The sequence below is a fragment of the Emticicia sp. W12TSBA100-4 genome (assembly GCF_040253585.1).
Taxonomy (GTDB): Bacteria; Bacteroidota; Bacteroidia; order Cytophagales; family Spirosomataceae; genus Emticicia.
Window position 1 is genome coordinate 243,512 of the sequence record NZ_JBELAU010000012.1, and the last position, 15,786, is coordinate 259,297.

Annotated in this window: 11 protein-coding genes; 5 read left to right on the top strand and 6 right to left on the bottom strand. The window is 38.5% G+C overall.

Annotated features, from left to right (window positions below):
* Nucleotides 1-19: 19 nt before the first annotated feature.
* Complete coding sequence (locus tag ABR854_RS19175) at nt 20-793, bottom strand: alpha/beta fold hydrolase (RefSeq protein ID WP_350267457.1); 774 nt, start codon at nt 791-793, stop codon at nt 20-22.
* Between the two features lie 210 nt (nt 794-1,003).
* On the opposite strand from ABR854_RS19175, the gene ABR854_RS19180 reads away from it, so the two are divergent.
* Together ABR854_RS19180 and ABR854_RS19185 are read left to right on the top strand one after the other, a co-directional pair.
* Entirely contained in the window at nt 1,004-2,236 is a 1,233-nt protein-coding gene (locus tag ABR854_RS19180) for an NAD(P)/FAD-dependent oxidoreductase (RefSeq protein ID WP_350267458.1), read from the top strand.
* A 90-nt stretch (nt 2,237-2,326) separates the two neighbouring features.
* Nucleotides 2,327-3,169, top strand: a complete 843-nt coding sequence (locus tag ABR854_RS19185; protein WP_350267459.1) for a 1,4-dihydroxy-2-naphthoyl-CoA synthase — start codon at nt 2,327-2,329, stop codon at nt 3,167-3,169.
* 134 nt (nt 3,170-3,303) lie between these two features.
* Here the strand turns inward: ABR854_RS19185 and ABR854_RS19190 are convergent, their stop codons facing one another.
* Both ABR854_RS19190 and ABR854_RS19195 read right to left on the bottom strand, forming a co-directional pair.
* On the bottom strand, nt 3,304-4,200 hold the full coding sequence (locus ABR854_RS19190) for a LytTR family transcriptional regulator DNA-binding domain-containing protein (RefSeq protein WP_350267460.1): 897 nt from the start codon (nt 4,198-4,200) through the stop codon (nt 3,304-3,306).
* A 161-nt stretch (nt 4,201-4,361) separates the two neighbouring features.
* Entirely contained in the window at nt 4,362-7,226 is a 2,865-nt protein-coding gene (locus tag ABR854_RS19195) for a T9SS type B sorting domain-containing protein (protein WP_350267461.1), read from the bottom strand.
* 255 nt (nt 7,227-7,481) lie between these two features.
* Between ABR854_RS19195 and ABR854_RS19200 the strand changes: the two genes are divergently transcribed.
* From ABR854_RS19200 to ABR854_RS19210, 3 genes are read left to right on the top strand one after another with little or no spacing between them, the layout of a single operon-like run.
* Nucleotides 7,482-8,258: a succinate dehydrogenase cytochrome b subunit gene (locus ABR854_RS19200; RefSeq protein WP_350267462.1), complete on the top strand. Its 777-nt coding sequence runs from the start codon at nt 7,482-7,484 to the stop codon at nt 8,256-8,258.
* A 43-nt stretch (nt 8,259-8,301) separates the two neighbouring features.
* A complete protein-coding gene (locus ABR854_RS19205; protein ID WP_350267463.1) occupies nt 8,302-10,287 on the top strand; it encodes a fumarate reductase/succinate dehydrogenase flavoprotein subunit in 1,986 nt (661 codons plus the stop codon).
* Nucleotides 10,288-10,346: 59 nt separating this feature from the next.
* Nucleotides 10,347-11,090, top strand: coding sequence for a succinate dehydrogenase/fumarate reductase iron-sulfur subunit (locus tag ABR854_RS19210; protein ID WP_350267470.1), 744 nt, complete (start codon nt 10,347-10,349; stop codon nt 11,088-11,090).
* Nucleotides 11,091-11,192: 102 nt separating this feature from the next.
* On the opposite strand, the gene dnaN is transcribed toward ABR854_RS19210, so the two are convergent.
* From dnaN to crtID, 3 genes are all read right to left on the bottom strand, one after another.
* Complete coding sequence (gene dnaN, locus ABR854_RS19215) at nt 11,193-12,317, bottom strand: DNA polymerase III subunit beta (RefSeq protein WP_350267464.1); 1,125 nt, start codon at nt 12,315-12,317, stop codon at nt 11,193-11,195.
* Nucleotides 12,318-12,610: 293 nt separating this feature from the next.
* Nucleotides 12,611-13,447 (bottom strand): phytoene/squalene synthase family protein, encoded by an 837-nt coding sequence (locus tag ABR854_RS19220; RefSeq protein WP_350267465.1) that lies wholly within the window; start codon nt 13,445-13,447, stop codon nt 12,611-12,613.
* A gap of 178 nt (nt 13,448-13,625) precedes the next feature.
* Complete coding sequence (crtID, locus tag ABR854_RS19225) at nt 13,626-15,095, bottom strand: bifunctional phytoene desaturase/3,4-desaturase (RefSeq protein WP_350267466.1); 1,470 nt, start codon at nt 15,093-15,095, stop codon at nt 13,626-13,628.
* Nucleotides 15,096-15,786: the final 691 nt, after the last annotated feature.

The window sequence follows — 15,786 nt, forward strand, 5'->3', positions numbered from 1 at the left end:
AAGGTTTAATAGTTAAACATTACGCAACCACTTCTGTTTGAATTTTATCAAGAAAGTTTTCGAGATAGACATTAAATTCAGCAGGGCGTTCCATCATCGGAGCGTGGCAGCATTTATCAATGAAATATAATTCCGAATTTTTAATAAGGCGATTAAACTCAAAACCTACGTGTGGAGGCGTAATGGTATCATTCAAACCCCAAATTAAGCAGGTTTGCACATGAATGTTTTGAATATCTTTCGACATGTTGTGTCGTTGGGCAGATTTTGCAATCTGTACGATATTCATACATTTTGGAATACTCGATGTAATCTCAAAGCATTCGTCAATCAATTCTTTCGTAGCCGTATTTGGGTCGTAGAAAGTATAAGCTACTCTTTCTTTGATGTATTCATAGCTTCCACGCTTTGGGAACGAACCGCCCATCGTATTCTCAAACAAGCCAGAACTTCCTGTTAAAATTAAAGCTTTGATGCTTTCTTGATGAGCCAACGTGTAAAGTAAACCTACGTGTCCGCCAAGTGAGTTTCCTAAAATGATAATATCGTCGAGTTGTTTGTAAGCTACAAAACGCTCAATAAATGCCTGCAAACCTTCCAAACTTGCTTCACGCATCGGCATATCGTAGATGGGCATTACAGGAATAACAATTCTACAACGGTGCTTAAAACCTTCGATTACATCATCAAAATTGCTCAATGCTCCGAAAAGTCCGTGTAGAATCAATAATGTATCGCCTTGACCTTCGTCAATGTACTTGAACTCGCCTTCTTGTTTTACTTCGTAATTCATTCGATAAATAAAAAAAACTGATTGCTGTTTATTTATGTTGTACTAAAAGATTAAATATTGCAAAGCCCTGATATTAGGATGAATTATTAAAAATTCATTAATTGTACCGCAAAGCTTGGTATATTTGTGCTTATTAAAGACAAAATAGGGCTTTTAAATCGAATTTTCAAAACTTTTAATTTAAAAACGTCAAACCTTCAATAAAAGTTTATGAATGACTTTTCAACAGTAATCATTGGTGGTGGTATTTCGGGACTTACTTGTGCAAAGTATCTTAACGAAAAGGGATATAGTTTTATGCTTTTAGAAGGCTCTGATGCGTTGGGCGGACGAGTTCGCACCGATAAAGTAGATGGTTTTCTGCTCGACCGAGGGTTTCAGATTTTATTGACAAATTATCCAGAAGCCAAGAAAATACTCAATTATAATAACCTCGACCTAAAATATTTTGGTTCGGGAGCAATGATAAAAGCCGAAAAGGGTTTCATGAAAATGGAAAATCCTTTTCGTAATAAAATGGCGTATCTGACAATGGCATTTTCATCGGTCGGTTCGTTGAGTGATAAACTAAAAATCAGAAAATTTGCTAATGAATTGGCCGAAATTCCCGACGATGAGTTTTTCAAGATGGAAGCAACCGATACACTTACTTTTCTGAGAAACTACGGCTGGAGCGAGAAAATGATTACTAATTTCTTCAAGCCATTTTATGGAGGAGTTTTTCTTGAAAACGATTTAGTAACGTCAAGCAATTTCTTTCAGTTTACGTTCAAACAATTCTTCAAAGGTGACGCAGCCATTCCAGCCGATGGTATGCAGGCGATTCCCGAACAAATTGCCGAAATGCTACCAAGAAATGCTATCCGTAGAAATGCTCGTGTGAAAGGTTTTGAAGGAAATCAAATCTTTTTGGATGGGGGAGAAGTAATCACCGCCGACCGAATTGTGGTAGCAACTGACCCAAAAACAAGCGATAAACTCTTGGGCGAAACCAACGAACGCACTTATAATATAACTACTTGTACGTATTTTTCGGCCGAGTCTTCGCCATTGAAAGGACAAAAGTTTATTGCACTTAACCCGAATCGTCGAGGAGCAGTGCATAATGTGTGTGTGCCAAGCGATATTTCTGCTCATTACGGGAATGCGGGAAAATCTTTGATTTCGGTAAGCACACAAGGTTTAGAAAAATTAGATGAAAGAAACCTAACGAACAGAATCAAACGAGAGCTATTCGATTGGTTTGGGGCATCGGTCAATGTTTGGAAGCACCTGAAAACGTATCATATTCCTGAATCTTTGGTGCAATACCGTGCAGGTAGCGAACGCCAAAACTCAAAACTTGGTGATAATCTCTATCGTTGTGGTGATTATCTGGCATATCCATCGCTCAATGCCGCCATGCAAACAGGCCGTGAGGTAGCTCAGATGATTATGGAGTAATCAAATATAGTCCACGGTCGATAGTCGACTGTCCACAGAAATTTTTAGCCATTTTAATTTTTCACTATAAATTCTACATTAATTAAAAATATGCTAAGTTCAGAATGGCAAACTGCCAAAGAATACAAAGATTTAACTTATAAAAAGCGTAATGGCGTGGCAAGAATTGCCTTTAATCGCCCAGAAGTACGCAATGCTTTTCGTCCGAAAACAGTTTTTGAACTCATTGATGCTTTCGAAGATGCTCGAAACGATGCTTCGATTGGAGTAGTATTACTTTCGGCCGAAGGCCCCGCACCAAAAGATGGCGTTTGGGCATTTTGTAGCGGTGGCGACCAACGTGCCAGAGGCAAAGACGGCTACAAAGACGAAAGAGGAGTAGGGCGTTTGAATATCTTGGAAGTTCAGCGTCAGATTCGCTTCATGACAAAGCCCGTAATTGCTGTTGTGCCAGGTTGGGCTGTTGGTGGTGGACATAGCCTTCATGTGGTTTGTGATTTGACGCTTGCGAGCAAAGAACACGCTATTTTCAAGCAAACTGATGCAAATGTAGCCAGTTATGATGCGGGTTATGGTTCGGCATATTTGGCTCGCCAAGTAGGGCAGAAGCGTGCAAGAGAGATTTTCTTTTTGGGACGTAATTATTCGGCACAAGAAGCATTCGATATGGGAATGGTCAATGCCGTTGTACCGCACGATGAATTAGAAGAAACGGCTTATCAATGGGCTCAAGAGATTTTGGAGAAGAGTCCGATGGCAATCAGAATGCTAAAATATGCCTTTAATATGATTGATGATGGTTTAGTGGGGCAACAAATTTTTGCAGGAGAAGCCACTCGCCTTGGTTATATGACAGAAGAAGCCCGTGAAGGTCGTGATGCTTTCTTAGAAAAACGCAAACCAGATTATGACCAATTTCCGAAATACTCGTAATAGGTTATCTATTACTGGTTGTTCGTAGAAAATACATAGAAAAAGCCGCAGTTTGATTCAAACTGCGGCTTTTTCTGTATAAAGAGTAGAACATTTACTCGTAAATCGTAATTCGATTCATTCGTCAATTCTTTTCACTGTCCAATTTGCTCCAATTTTTTGTGGAATTTCCACGAAACAGGAATCTCGTGCTTCGTGCGTGCAATACGTAAACGATACCCACGAGCATTACCTTCTACTTTATGAATACCACGCATATTGATTACGAAATTGCGGTGCAAACGCACAAATTGTGGGTGTGCCGATAATTCTTTTTCAACTTGTGCCAATGGCGTTTGAACGGTTGTTTTTTCAACGCCCATTAGACTTTGCCAATAGAAATCGGTCGAATCTTTCGAGGTTTCAGCATAAATCAATTGGTTTGGAATCAAACTCAATTTTTGACCACTTTCACCAAAAACCATTACAGGAAACAATTGTTTGCTGGCTGGCGGATTGATTGATTCTAAGCTACTATTAATGTTTTCGGCAGTTGTAGAAAACTTATTGTGAAATAATTTTTGTTGAATAAAAGTAGTTATGGCAATCGGTAAAATACAAACGGCAACTGTTTTGAGAATATCAACAAAAGTCAAAGCTGTGATATTGAAATAGTTGCTGTAAAGCATAATTAATGTACCTACTATCAAAATTGTAGCTGAAAGATGCACAATTTGGCGGCCTACTGTCCATTGTTGGTCATTATAAAAATTGGATAGAATGCTTGGGAGAACAAATTTCGCCACCAACATTCCAACAAAAGCGACAATCCCAAAACCAATTAAATAAAGTGTTTTTGCATCATTTGTAAATTCTGAAAGTCCAAAAGGTTGTACACCTACTGCCACAATTGCCACAAATAAACCAACCAAAAGAGAAATTATAAACCCTCTGATAGAGTTGATAGAAGTAGCCATTGGCTTCTTAAACGAAGCAATAAATGTTCCTATGAATTGGCTGATACCGCCAAAAAAACTACGTAAAATATTCATTTGTAAATTTAATAAGGTTTTCATTAGACCCAAAATCGGCGTTTTTTGATTTGGTACTCAAAAACTATACCAATAATCGGGGGGCAAAGATAGTACATTTAATGCTGAAAATACTTATTATCTTCTAATCAAATTGCTTTTCTTGGCTGATAGTCAGGTGTTTATTTGATTAATTCTATCCAACCTTTGATTGTTGTTGGTATTTCATCAGTTTTGTCTAAACGCTGAATAACCACCTGCGATACATAATAGTACGTTCCCGAAGGTAGTTCGGTGCCATTGCTTGTTTTACCGTCCCAACTAAGTGTTTCTCCATTCGATTCATAAACTTTTACACCATATCGGTTATAAATCTCGATACTTATAGTTTTGATAAATGCCGAGCAGGTCATTGGCGTGAAAGTGTCATTCTTGCCATCGCCATTTGGTGTTAGTACATTTGGTAGCTCTACAATTGGACAGTTATCTTTACAAATAATATTACTTGGGGCACTTTCAATATTTAAACGATTTACCGCCGTGATGTAATAGCAGCCCGCAAAGCCTTCTTGCAATGTTTTTATGTGCGTAAATGAAGTTTCGGTAGCAGGAACAGTTGTCAAAAGTTTGGGTTGTTCATCGGCATATCGAGCATAATAAATATTGTATTTCAGAATATCGACTCTACAAACAACACTTCCAGCACTTGGCGGAGTTCGCCAGCTAAACTTGTTGGTGATATTACTTGCTTCACAAATGGCTTTTCGGTCGAGTGTTTGACAGTTAATTTCTTCCGAACTGAAAACTGGTGGACAAGGTGGCGTATTATCAATCGGAGTGCCACAAGCCACTTGCGATAAATTATTGAGCAAACCAAATTGCGGTAAACGTATATATGCTCCAACCGTTTCAACTTTATAACAATACGAAGTATCAACTTTCATTTGAATCGTACTCGTTCCATCACCAGCAAATCTATCTACACCATCATCAACGTAAGTATAAGTATTAACCGCTCCAACTGATACCTCGGCAATAATATTAAAAGTACCGGGGCTGGTACGAGATTCTCTGTAAATACGGTGACGGCGGTTATCGTTGCTCCACGGCACGTTGGCTTGCCAAGTTAATCTTACTCTTTGTGCATCTGAGTTTGCGGTTAGTCTTACGCTACTTGCTATCTGACTTTCAGCCAAAACCTTATCGTTTTCATACAAAAATGCCACTTTATAAGTATATCCATTTTGGAGTGTATTCAACCCACCATCAACAAAAATGGTATCGGCTGCTCTGTTAACTTTCGTTGGGATACTCGTCACAAGTTGGAATGTTCCGCCATTGATTCCCGTAGCACGATATAATTTGTATTGATACGGCCCTTTGTATTCTGTCGAATCAAAACCTAATGGACGAGTCCATTTTACGTTGATTCTGCCAGTAGTAGCATCTGTACTTTCAATGCTTACATTAGTCATTACTGGAGCTCTTTGTGGCAATTCACTGCCAACACAAGCTTCGTTTGAAGGTACGCTCGGAATCGAAACAAAATCAGAAGCTGCTAAACTTGCCACAAGACTATAACTGTAAACTTTGCCGTTTTGAGTTTTGGTATCAAGAAAGAAAGTATCTTTTACTGAAATTCGAGCAACTTCCACAAAACCAAGCGATGCCGGAAGACCAACTTCGCATTGAGCAGGGATATAATTTGAACAGCCTTCTTTACGATAAACAATCATTTCAGCATTTGTAATGCTACAGTCGGGGTATCGTTGCCAGCGAAGTTCTACACCACGTTCAGTGTTTTGGGCTGTTAACCCTCTCGGACGAGGTGGTATCACTTTGATTTTTATTGTTTTAGTATCAGTTAATTGCACGGCAAATCTTCCAGGAAAGTCTTCCACCTTAAATAAAACATCATAGGCTTGCCCTCGGACGTGTTTACAGTTAGTTTCCCAAGTAAAATTTCCTTCGGCTGGGCTTCGTTGAATCAGATTAAAAGGAATAAAATTGGCTGCTAAAGGTGCTACAAACGAGGCAGTTACACCCGCTGCATCACGGTTATACACACCACTATTAGTCGTAATTCTCACATTATTATTGTCTCCGTCAGTAGCTGTTACTTTAAATTCTACTTTTTGCCCAGCTTCTACACAAATTTGATTGGGTACATTCAGAATTGGCCGTTTATTGGGTGTTTCTACGACGATAATCTGCATATCTCGTGTAATTTCTCCGATTTTCAGATATTGCCCATTTGCCCCCTTTCGCCATTCTTCTATAATAAAAGCTACATTTATTTGGTATTGTGGGGTTGTCCATTTTCCAGGAGCATCCCATATCAAATCACCTGTGAGGGGGTCTATTTTAAAACTGGATGGCCCTGATCCATCTTCAGAGAGCAAGTTTGTGCCAAGTGTGGCAGGGTCTCGGTAGCCAGTAATAAATTCGCCTAATCCTGAGCCTTCACCAAAATCTCGCTTTGGGGTGGTCAGACGATAAGCCAAACTATCTCCATCGGCATCAAATGCACCAGGGTTGTGAATAAACTTCTTGCCAACCCCAGCCGTATCAATTGGAATATTTAATAATACGGGGGTGTTATTTAGTCCCAAAGAACCATTCACAAATATGCTTGTTTCGACAAAAAAACTAATTTCGTCGGTCCTGCCAGGTAAATTTACAGTATTTGCATTGCGGTTTGTGATCGCACAAGTAATTGTATAGAGCCTTGGTGCGGGAAATGTGAAAGTCGTATCATAGACATTACACATTGTGGAGGCATTAATAAGCGTTTTTTTCTTACGTTTTACTGTATAAAGTGGCACACCTGTTACTCCAAAATAGAAATTTACCGTGTTTTGCCCTTCATTGGCAGTTACGCCATTGATTTGGTCAGTATATGTTGTTAGTGTAACTCGATAGGTAAGACTTGTTGTTGAGATTCTTTTTGCAGTAATCTCTCCTGCTCGAATATGGGTTGCCCTTGCATTAGAAATTGCAAAAAGACCAATGATAAACGATAAAAGTATAAATTTCAATGCTTTCATAGACAATTGATATAGGATTTACATAAACATAAACGAAAAATACGGAATCCTTGTGTTAATAATGAATAGTTTTTTTGAAAACAATTTTACAAAACAAAATGTTGGAATTTTATAACGATAATAAATTATCAAAAAAGTGAAAAGTTTTATTGATTCTAATCTATTTGTGGCTTACTTTTGGGCGTTGAAAGTAATTGTACTTTTCAAAGGAATGTAAAATTCGTCAATTGTCCATTAAAATTATCAGATAAGGCTATGTCTTGGCTCACAAAAACGTTAACAAGTTCAATTGGAAAGAAAGTCCTTATGTCACTTACAGGGCTGTTTCTTTGTACTTTTCTATTAGTACACCTCATCGGAAACCTGCAACTTTTCAAAGATGATGGCGGTTATGCCTTCAATAAGTATGCTGTTTTCATGACCACTTTTCCAGTGATTAAAGTTGTTTCTTATGTAAACTATGCTTTGATATTGTTCCATGCTTTTTGGGGACTTTACCTCGAATTTCAAAACCGTCAAGCACGTCCTGTTCGTTATGCAGTCGTAAAAAACTCATCAACGTTCTCAAGCCGCAACATGGCAATTCTTGGTACAATCTTGTTGGTGTACATCGTTGTTCACATGGGAGATTTTTGGTACAAATTCCATAATGAACCGCTTCCGTATGTACAATATACAGAAAATGTAACCACAGGAGAAGTCGTAACTCAAAAAATGCCTGAAACCTACACCCAAGAAGTGAAAATGGTTGAGATGGTTAATGAAGCAGCAGGTACTCGCACTTACGTAGTAAAAGATTTGTACGAGCAAGTAGGTATTTCATTTAAAAGTCCGTTATTGGTAATTTTTTACATCTTAGGCATGATTGCCGTAGGATACCACTTGTATCACGGATTCCAAAGTGCCTTCCAAACTTTGGGCTGGAATCACCCTAAATACACACCACTTGTGAAGTTTATCGGTACTTGGATTTTTGCTATTGCAATTCCACTCGGATTTGCTGCAATGCCAATCTACTTCTTTTTGCAATAGTAAATTGTAATTGATTATAACAGAACTAATTGATAGAAATAAAATGTCAGATAAATTAATCTCCAAGACACCTGAAGGACCACTTTCAGAAAAATGGACAAAATATCGTTCGACTGTACCATTAGTTAATCCTGCCAATAAACGTAGCCTCGAAATTATCGTTGTTGGAACAGGTTTGGCAGGTGCATCAGCCGCTGCTACTTTGGCCGAAATGGGCTATGCTGTTAAAGCATTTTGTTTTCAAGATTCTCCTCGTCGTGCTCACTCAATTGCTGCACAAGGAGGTATCAATGCCGCTAAAAATTATCAAAACGATGGTGACTCTACTTACCGTTTGTTTTATGATACCATCAAAGGTGGTGACTACCGTGCGAGAGAGTCGAACGTTCATCGTTTGGCCGAAAACTCAGCGAGTATCATCGACCAATGTGTGGCTCAAGGCGTGCCTTTTGCTCGTGATTACGGCGGTATGTTGAAAAACCGTTCATTCGGTGGTACACAAGTAAAACGTACTTTCTACGCTGCTGGACAAACTGGTCAACAATTACTCTTAGGTGCTTATTCGGCACTTGAGCGTCAGGTAGGTTTAGGTAATGTGAAAATGTATTCACGCCACGAAATGCTTGAAGTTGTAATGATTGATGGCAAAGCACGTGGTATTATTGCAAGAAATTTAGTAACTGGCGAAATAGAACGCCATTTCGGACACGCAGTATTGCTTTGTACGGGTGGATACGGAAACGTATTCTATCTTTCAACCAATGCAATGGGCTCGAACGTAACGGCAATCTGGAAAGCTCACCGTCAAGGTGCATATTTCGGAAACCCATGTTTCACGCAAATTCACCCAACTTGTATTCCTGTATCAGGAGACCACCAATCGAAACTTACTTTGATGTCAGAGTCATTGCGTAACGATGGTCGTATTTGGGTTCCGAAGAAAAAAGACGACCCAAGAGCCGCCAATGATATTCCAGAGGACGAGCGTGATTATTATTTGGAAAGACGTTACCCTGCATTTGGTAACCTCGTTCCTCGTGATATTGCTTCTCGTGCTGCTAAGGAGCGTTGCGATGCTGGCTATGGTGTGGGTGCAACCAAACAAGCGGTTTACTTAGACTTTAGGTCAAATCTTATCAATAAATATGGTCGTGCTGAGGCTTCGAAATTGGGTATCGAAAACCCAACTATCGACCAGCTCGTGGCATTGGGTAAAGAAGTAGTGAAGGAAGAATACGGTAACTTGTTTGATATGTACAAACAAATTACTGGCGAAGACCCTTACGAAGTGCCAATGCGTATTTATCCAGCGGTTCACTACACAATGGGTGGCTTGTGGGTAGATTATAACTTAATGACCACAATTCCAGGACTTTATGCCTTGGGAGAGGCAAACTTCTCTGACCACGGTGCAAACCGCCTTGGAGCTTCTGCTTTGATGCAAGGTCTTTCTGACGGATATTTTGTTATTCCTTATACAATCGGGGCATACCTTTCTGGCGAAATCAAAACCAAGTCGATTCCAACTGACCACCCTGCTTTTGTTGAAGCAGAGAAAAATGTGAAAGATAGAATCAATAAGTTATTGAGCATAAAAGGAACACAATCTCCAGAATCTTTACACAAGCGTTTGGGTAAGATTATGTGGGAAAAATGCGGAATGGCTCGTAACGAAAAAGGTTTGAAAGAAGCCATTGCTGAAATTCAGGCATTGAAAAAAGAATTCTGGTCAGATGTAAGAGTAATGGGCGATGCCGATGGTTTCAACCCAGAACTTGATAAAGCTGGCCGTGTTGCCGACTTCATCGAACTCGGCGAATTGATGTGTTTAGATGCCCTTACTCGTAATGAGTCTTGCGGAGGTCACTTCCGTGAAGAATACCAAGAAGATGGTGGCGAAGCCCTACGTGATGACGAAAACTTCATGTTTGTTTCGGCTTGGGAATTTAAAGGTGAATCTCAATGGGAATTAAACAAAGAACCATTAGTTTACGAAAACATCAAGATTGCACAAAGAAATTATAAATAACCCCCAGCCCCTAAAGGGGGGCTTTATAAAACTCCGATAAGAATATGTCGCATGGTAATATGACAATAAATCTCAAAGTTTGGAGACAAAAAAACAGTAAAACTACTGGGAATCTCGAAACTTATGAAGTGAAAGGCGTTTCAGAAGATATGTCTTTCTTAGAAATGTTTGATGTTTTAAACGAACAGCTCGTTTCTGAAGGCAAAGAACCAATCGCTTTCGACCATGACTGCCGTGAGGGCATTTGTGGTATGTGTAGCATGTATATTAATGGCCGTCCACATGGCCCATTGCAAGGCGTAACAACTTGTCAGCTACACATGCGTAGCTTCAAAGATGGGGATACTATCGTAGTTGAGCCTTGGAGAGCTACTGCATTCCCAGTTATCAAAGACTTAGTTGTTGACCGTTCTGCTTTCGACCGCATCATTGCATCGGGTGGTTTTGTTTCGGTAAATACAGGTAACGCTCAAGATGGTAACTCATTGCCGGTTCCGAAAAATGAAGCAGATAAAGCATTCTCAGCGGCTGCTTGTATCGGTTGTGGTGCTTGTGTAGCGGCTTGTAAAAATGCTTCAGCTATGCTTTTTGTTTCGGCAAAAGTTTCTCAATTGGCTCTCCTTCCACAAGGACAAGCTGAGCGTCAAGACCGTGCATTAAATATGGTTGCTCAGATGGATACCGAAGGTTTTGGTAGTTGTACAAACACTGGTGCTTGTGCAGCAGAATGTCCGAAAGAAATTTCATTGGAGAATATCGCTCGCTTAAACCGTGAATACCTCGGAGCAAGTATAACGAAATAAGAGGTTCGTAGAATCTGACAAAAAATGCCTGTTTCTGAAAGAGACAGGCATTTTTGTTGAGATATAATTGATAGCTTAAAAACTATTCATTCAGAATTATTTTTACGCATACGTATTCAACATCACAGGCATAACAAGCATAAGCGTATCTTCATTCTCAGTTTTTTCAACAGGAATAATCAAACCAGCACGATTTGGCTGCGACATCTCTAACGAAATATTCTTCACGCTCAAGTTATTCAACATTTCAATCAAAAACTTCGCATTGAAACCAATTTCCATATCTTCGCCATCGTATTCACACGAAAGTTTTTCAGTTGCCTCATTCGAGTAATCTAAATCTTCCGCCGAAATAACTAATTCATTTTGCGAAATCTTCAAACGAATCTGATGCGTAGTTTTATTCGAGTAAATTGAGATACGTTTCAAAGTACTCAATAACTCGGTGCGTTCGATGCGTAGTTTATTCGGATTGTTTTGTGGAATCACGTTTTCGTAATCAGGGAAACGTTCATCAATCAATCGGCAAATCATCTTGATATGCCCAAAACTAAAGAACGCATTTGAGTTACTAAACTCAGCTTTCACTGGCATCATTTCAGCTGGAAGCGATGATTTTAATAAATTCAAGGCTTTACGAGGCAAAATCATCGTAGTGCTGTTTGGCGAAGTTACATCTTCACGGCGGTAGCGAATCAAACGGTGACCATCAGTAGCTACAAATGTAGTTGAGCTTTCAGAAACTTGTACGAAAACCCCAGTCATAGCAGGGCGTAAATCATCGGTACTCGTCGCAAAAATCGTATTTGCAATGGCCGAAGCAAGCGTATCAGAGTCCATTTCGATGCTGAACGTACGATTTACCTGCGGAACTCTCGGAAAATCCATCGGATTCTCTCCTGCCAATTTATAACGCCCGTTGGCCGTTACTAATTCTGTCCCAAAAGTTTCTTCGTCAATATTTATCTGTACAGGTTGCTCAGGCAAGCTGCGTAAGGTATCGAGTAATAAACGTGCTGGTACAGCAAACGAACCACTATCACGAGATTCTACTTCAAATTCTGTAATCATAACCGTCTGCATATCAGATGCCGTAACGGTCAAATTGCTTTTATCTAATTGAAACAAAAAGTTTTCGAGAATCGGAACAATCGGATTACTGGCAATCACACCATTGATTGTCGAAAGGTGTTTTAGTAATGTAGATGATGAAATAACAAATTTCATGGGTTTTATCGGTTTTTCTATTTATGCCTAAATTTAAATAACTTGAAAATTATAATCGACTAATTAGCAAACAGCTATATAACTTTCTTATTATGAACTCTTACTGTGGACTTATCGACTATTGACCGTGGACTTCTTCTATACCTATTCACGAAAATTATGCCAATTTTTTCGGCACAGAATAAGTCAGCAAAAGTAGTGAAAAATATAATTATCCCAAAGAAAAAAGGCTACTGGTTTCCCAATAGCCTTGTAATTATGATGAAGGTCGAATTGCGACTTATTTACTCTTTTTAAAGTACATTTAAACGGCTCTGAACCAACGTTTTTGCCAATAACGCAAATTTAATTCTATCTGGAACTCTGATGCGTTCGTGCTGAATTCGATTCGCTGCTGTTTGCTTGATTCTTCCAAAAAGTTTTAAATAATAAACGTATGCTAAATATACACCCTTTCTTGCTCCTTCTGGCAGCCCCATAATTCCTCGGTAAGCATTATCAAAATCTTGTTGAATATCATCTTCAATCAGAGCTTTTGCCGAAATATCAAAATTCTCAAAGTCAACCCCAGGGAAATACACACGGCCACGCTCACTAAAATCGCTTTTTAAATCTCGCAGGAAGTTTACTTTCTGAAAAGCAGCCCCTAAGCTACGAGCATCGGCTTTCAACTTATCATACAATGCTTCGTTGCCTTCACAAAATACTCTCAAACACATCAAACCCACCACTTCAGCAGAACCATAGATATATTCATTGTAGCCATCGGCATCGTAAGCAATATTATATAAGTCCATTTCCATGCTGTGCAGAAAAGCCTCAATCAAATCTTGCTCAATATTATATTGTCTAACAACTTTCTGAAACGAATGTAAAACAGGATTCAAACTGATGCCTTCCTCAATGGCAAGATGAGTCTCGGCCTTATAGCGGTCGAGCAAAGTTTTTTTATCGAAGCCGTGAAATGTATCTACAATTTCATCAGCGTATCGCACAAATCCATAGATACCAAAGATTGGCTCATGGAATTTCTTGTCAAGTGTCTTAATACCTAACGTAAAGGATGTACTGTAAAGCTCTGTAATAACTTTACTACAACCAAAAGTTGTTTTTTCATACAAATCCAACATGATATTTCTTTGTTCAAACTGTTAGGGAAATAGATTTAGTAGATTCAGAAAATATTTTACATTTAACTATAAAATATGATAAAAATCATTGTAAAATACTTTTACGAATCAATATACACTTATAAACTAACAAACCCTAAAAGTGTTTACAGTTTATTAATATAATTTTCATTCAACACTAAAGATTTTCTTTCATTACTTGCTTTGCAACCACCAAACCCGAAATTAATGAAGGCGGAACCCCAGGCCCAGGCACAGTCAACTGCCCAGTATAATAAAGGTTGTTTACCTTTTTATTTTTCAGACTCGGTTTCAAAAATGCCGTCTGCATCAGAGTATTTGCTAATCCGTATGCATTACCTTTATATGAATTATAATCATTCTTGAAATCATTTACCGCAAAACTTCGCTTATAAACAACATGATTTCTAATATCGTGACCTACATAAGCCTCCAATCTATCCATTACTATATGGTAATACTTCTCTCTAATCGTTTCGTTATCTTCCAAGTCAGGAGCAATCGGAATCAAGATGAATAAATTTTCCGAACCCTCAGGAGCTACACTATCATCGGTCTTTGAAGGAGCCGACGCATAAAATAAAGGTTTTGATGGCCATTTTGGATTCGTATAAATCTCGTCGGCGTGTACGTTGAAATCTTCATCAAAAAACAAATTATGGTGAGTCAATTTATCAATTCTACGATTCACTCCTAAATAAAATAGGAGAGAAGAAGGAGCCATCACTTGTTTGTCCCAGTGTTTCTCATCATAATTACGAGTTTTATCTGTCAACAGATTGTTTTCAATATGATGATAATCCGCTCCACCAATCACCACATCAACTTCATACTCACCTTTTTCTGTAATAACTCTTTTCGCTTGCTTTCCTTCTACAACTATTTTAGTTACGGGTTCATTCAACTGAAACTTCACACCCTTTTCTTTCGCCAGCGAAACCATACCCTTAATAATTTCGTGCATTCCACCCATCGGATACCAAGTGCCGAGAGCAATCTCAGCATAATTCATTAAACTATATAGTGCAGGAGTATTCTGTGGAGTAGCTCCCAAAAACAAAATCGGAAACTCCATCAACTGAAGCAAACGCTCATTCTTAAAAAACTTACGAATATGTTTCCCAAACGAAGCAAACAAATCAAGACTAATAGCCTTAGATGCCAAACGAATATCAAAAAACTCAGTTATCGAAATACTTGGTTTCCAAACAAACTCCCCAATACCTACATCATATTTATATTTCGATTCTTCCAAAAAATCACGTAGCCTCGCTGCACTCCCAATTTCGATACTCTCAAAAAGTTCTTCGAGTTTCTGCATATTTGCAGGCAGCGATATTTCTTCTTCCTTATTAAATATAACCTTATATGAAGGGTCAAGTCTCACCAAATTATAATAGTCAGAAGGTTTCTTATCAAACTCAGCAAAGTAGCGTTCAAAAATATCAGGCATCCAATACCAACTCGGCCCCATATCAAACACAAAGCCTTTTTCGTCAAATACCCTTGCCCTTCCACCAGCCATTGAGTTTTTTTCAATAATCGTAACGTCGCAGCCTTCATCGGCCAATTTGGTAGCAGCCGATAAACCAGCAAAGCCCGCACCAATAACAATAACCTTCTTCATAAAAAACATTAAACATTTTGTGAAACATACCTAAGCCAATCTCTACCTACTGGCTTGTCATACAATACTATATTATATATATAAGGAAACAACACAGCTACAATAGCCAAACTTACAGAATATAACTCAAACCAATCGAATTCATTACTAATAAATAGTAAACACTTATTCATAGCTATACTATATATGTATAAAGACTTGAAACTACATTATTACATGAATAGAAAGTAAAGTTTCTGAATGCTTTCAAAACCGAACTTGTTCAGTTTGAATCTAAAAAAAATATTCCTTTGTTCTCTTAGACACGGAATTGATTCCGTGATGAATAATATTAGCTAAGTTCTTATATAGTAGAATCTACAAATGAAAAACCCTGACAAATCTAATTTGTTTGAAATATCTATCATTAAATAATATAGTAGCACAACTTTCCAAGTTGTGTAATAGCTATAAATACTCAGGTGATAAGTTTTAAATAGGATAATAAGAAGAACTTGTTGCATCTTTAGTTGAGGTAGATTTTATAAGTTGCTGATAATAAGAGGGAAGGGCGATATGTACAAAAAGTGTTTTTAGGTAAGGTATTGCGAATTAAAAAAGAGTTCGTACCTTTGCACTCCCAAACGACGAGAGTCAGGCGGGAAAAGTAAACAAAACGTTGCGTAGCAAGAGCATGGCAAACTAAGTTGAA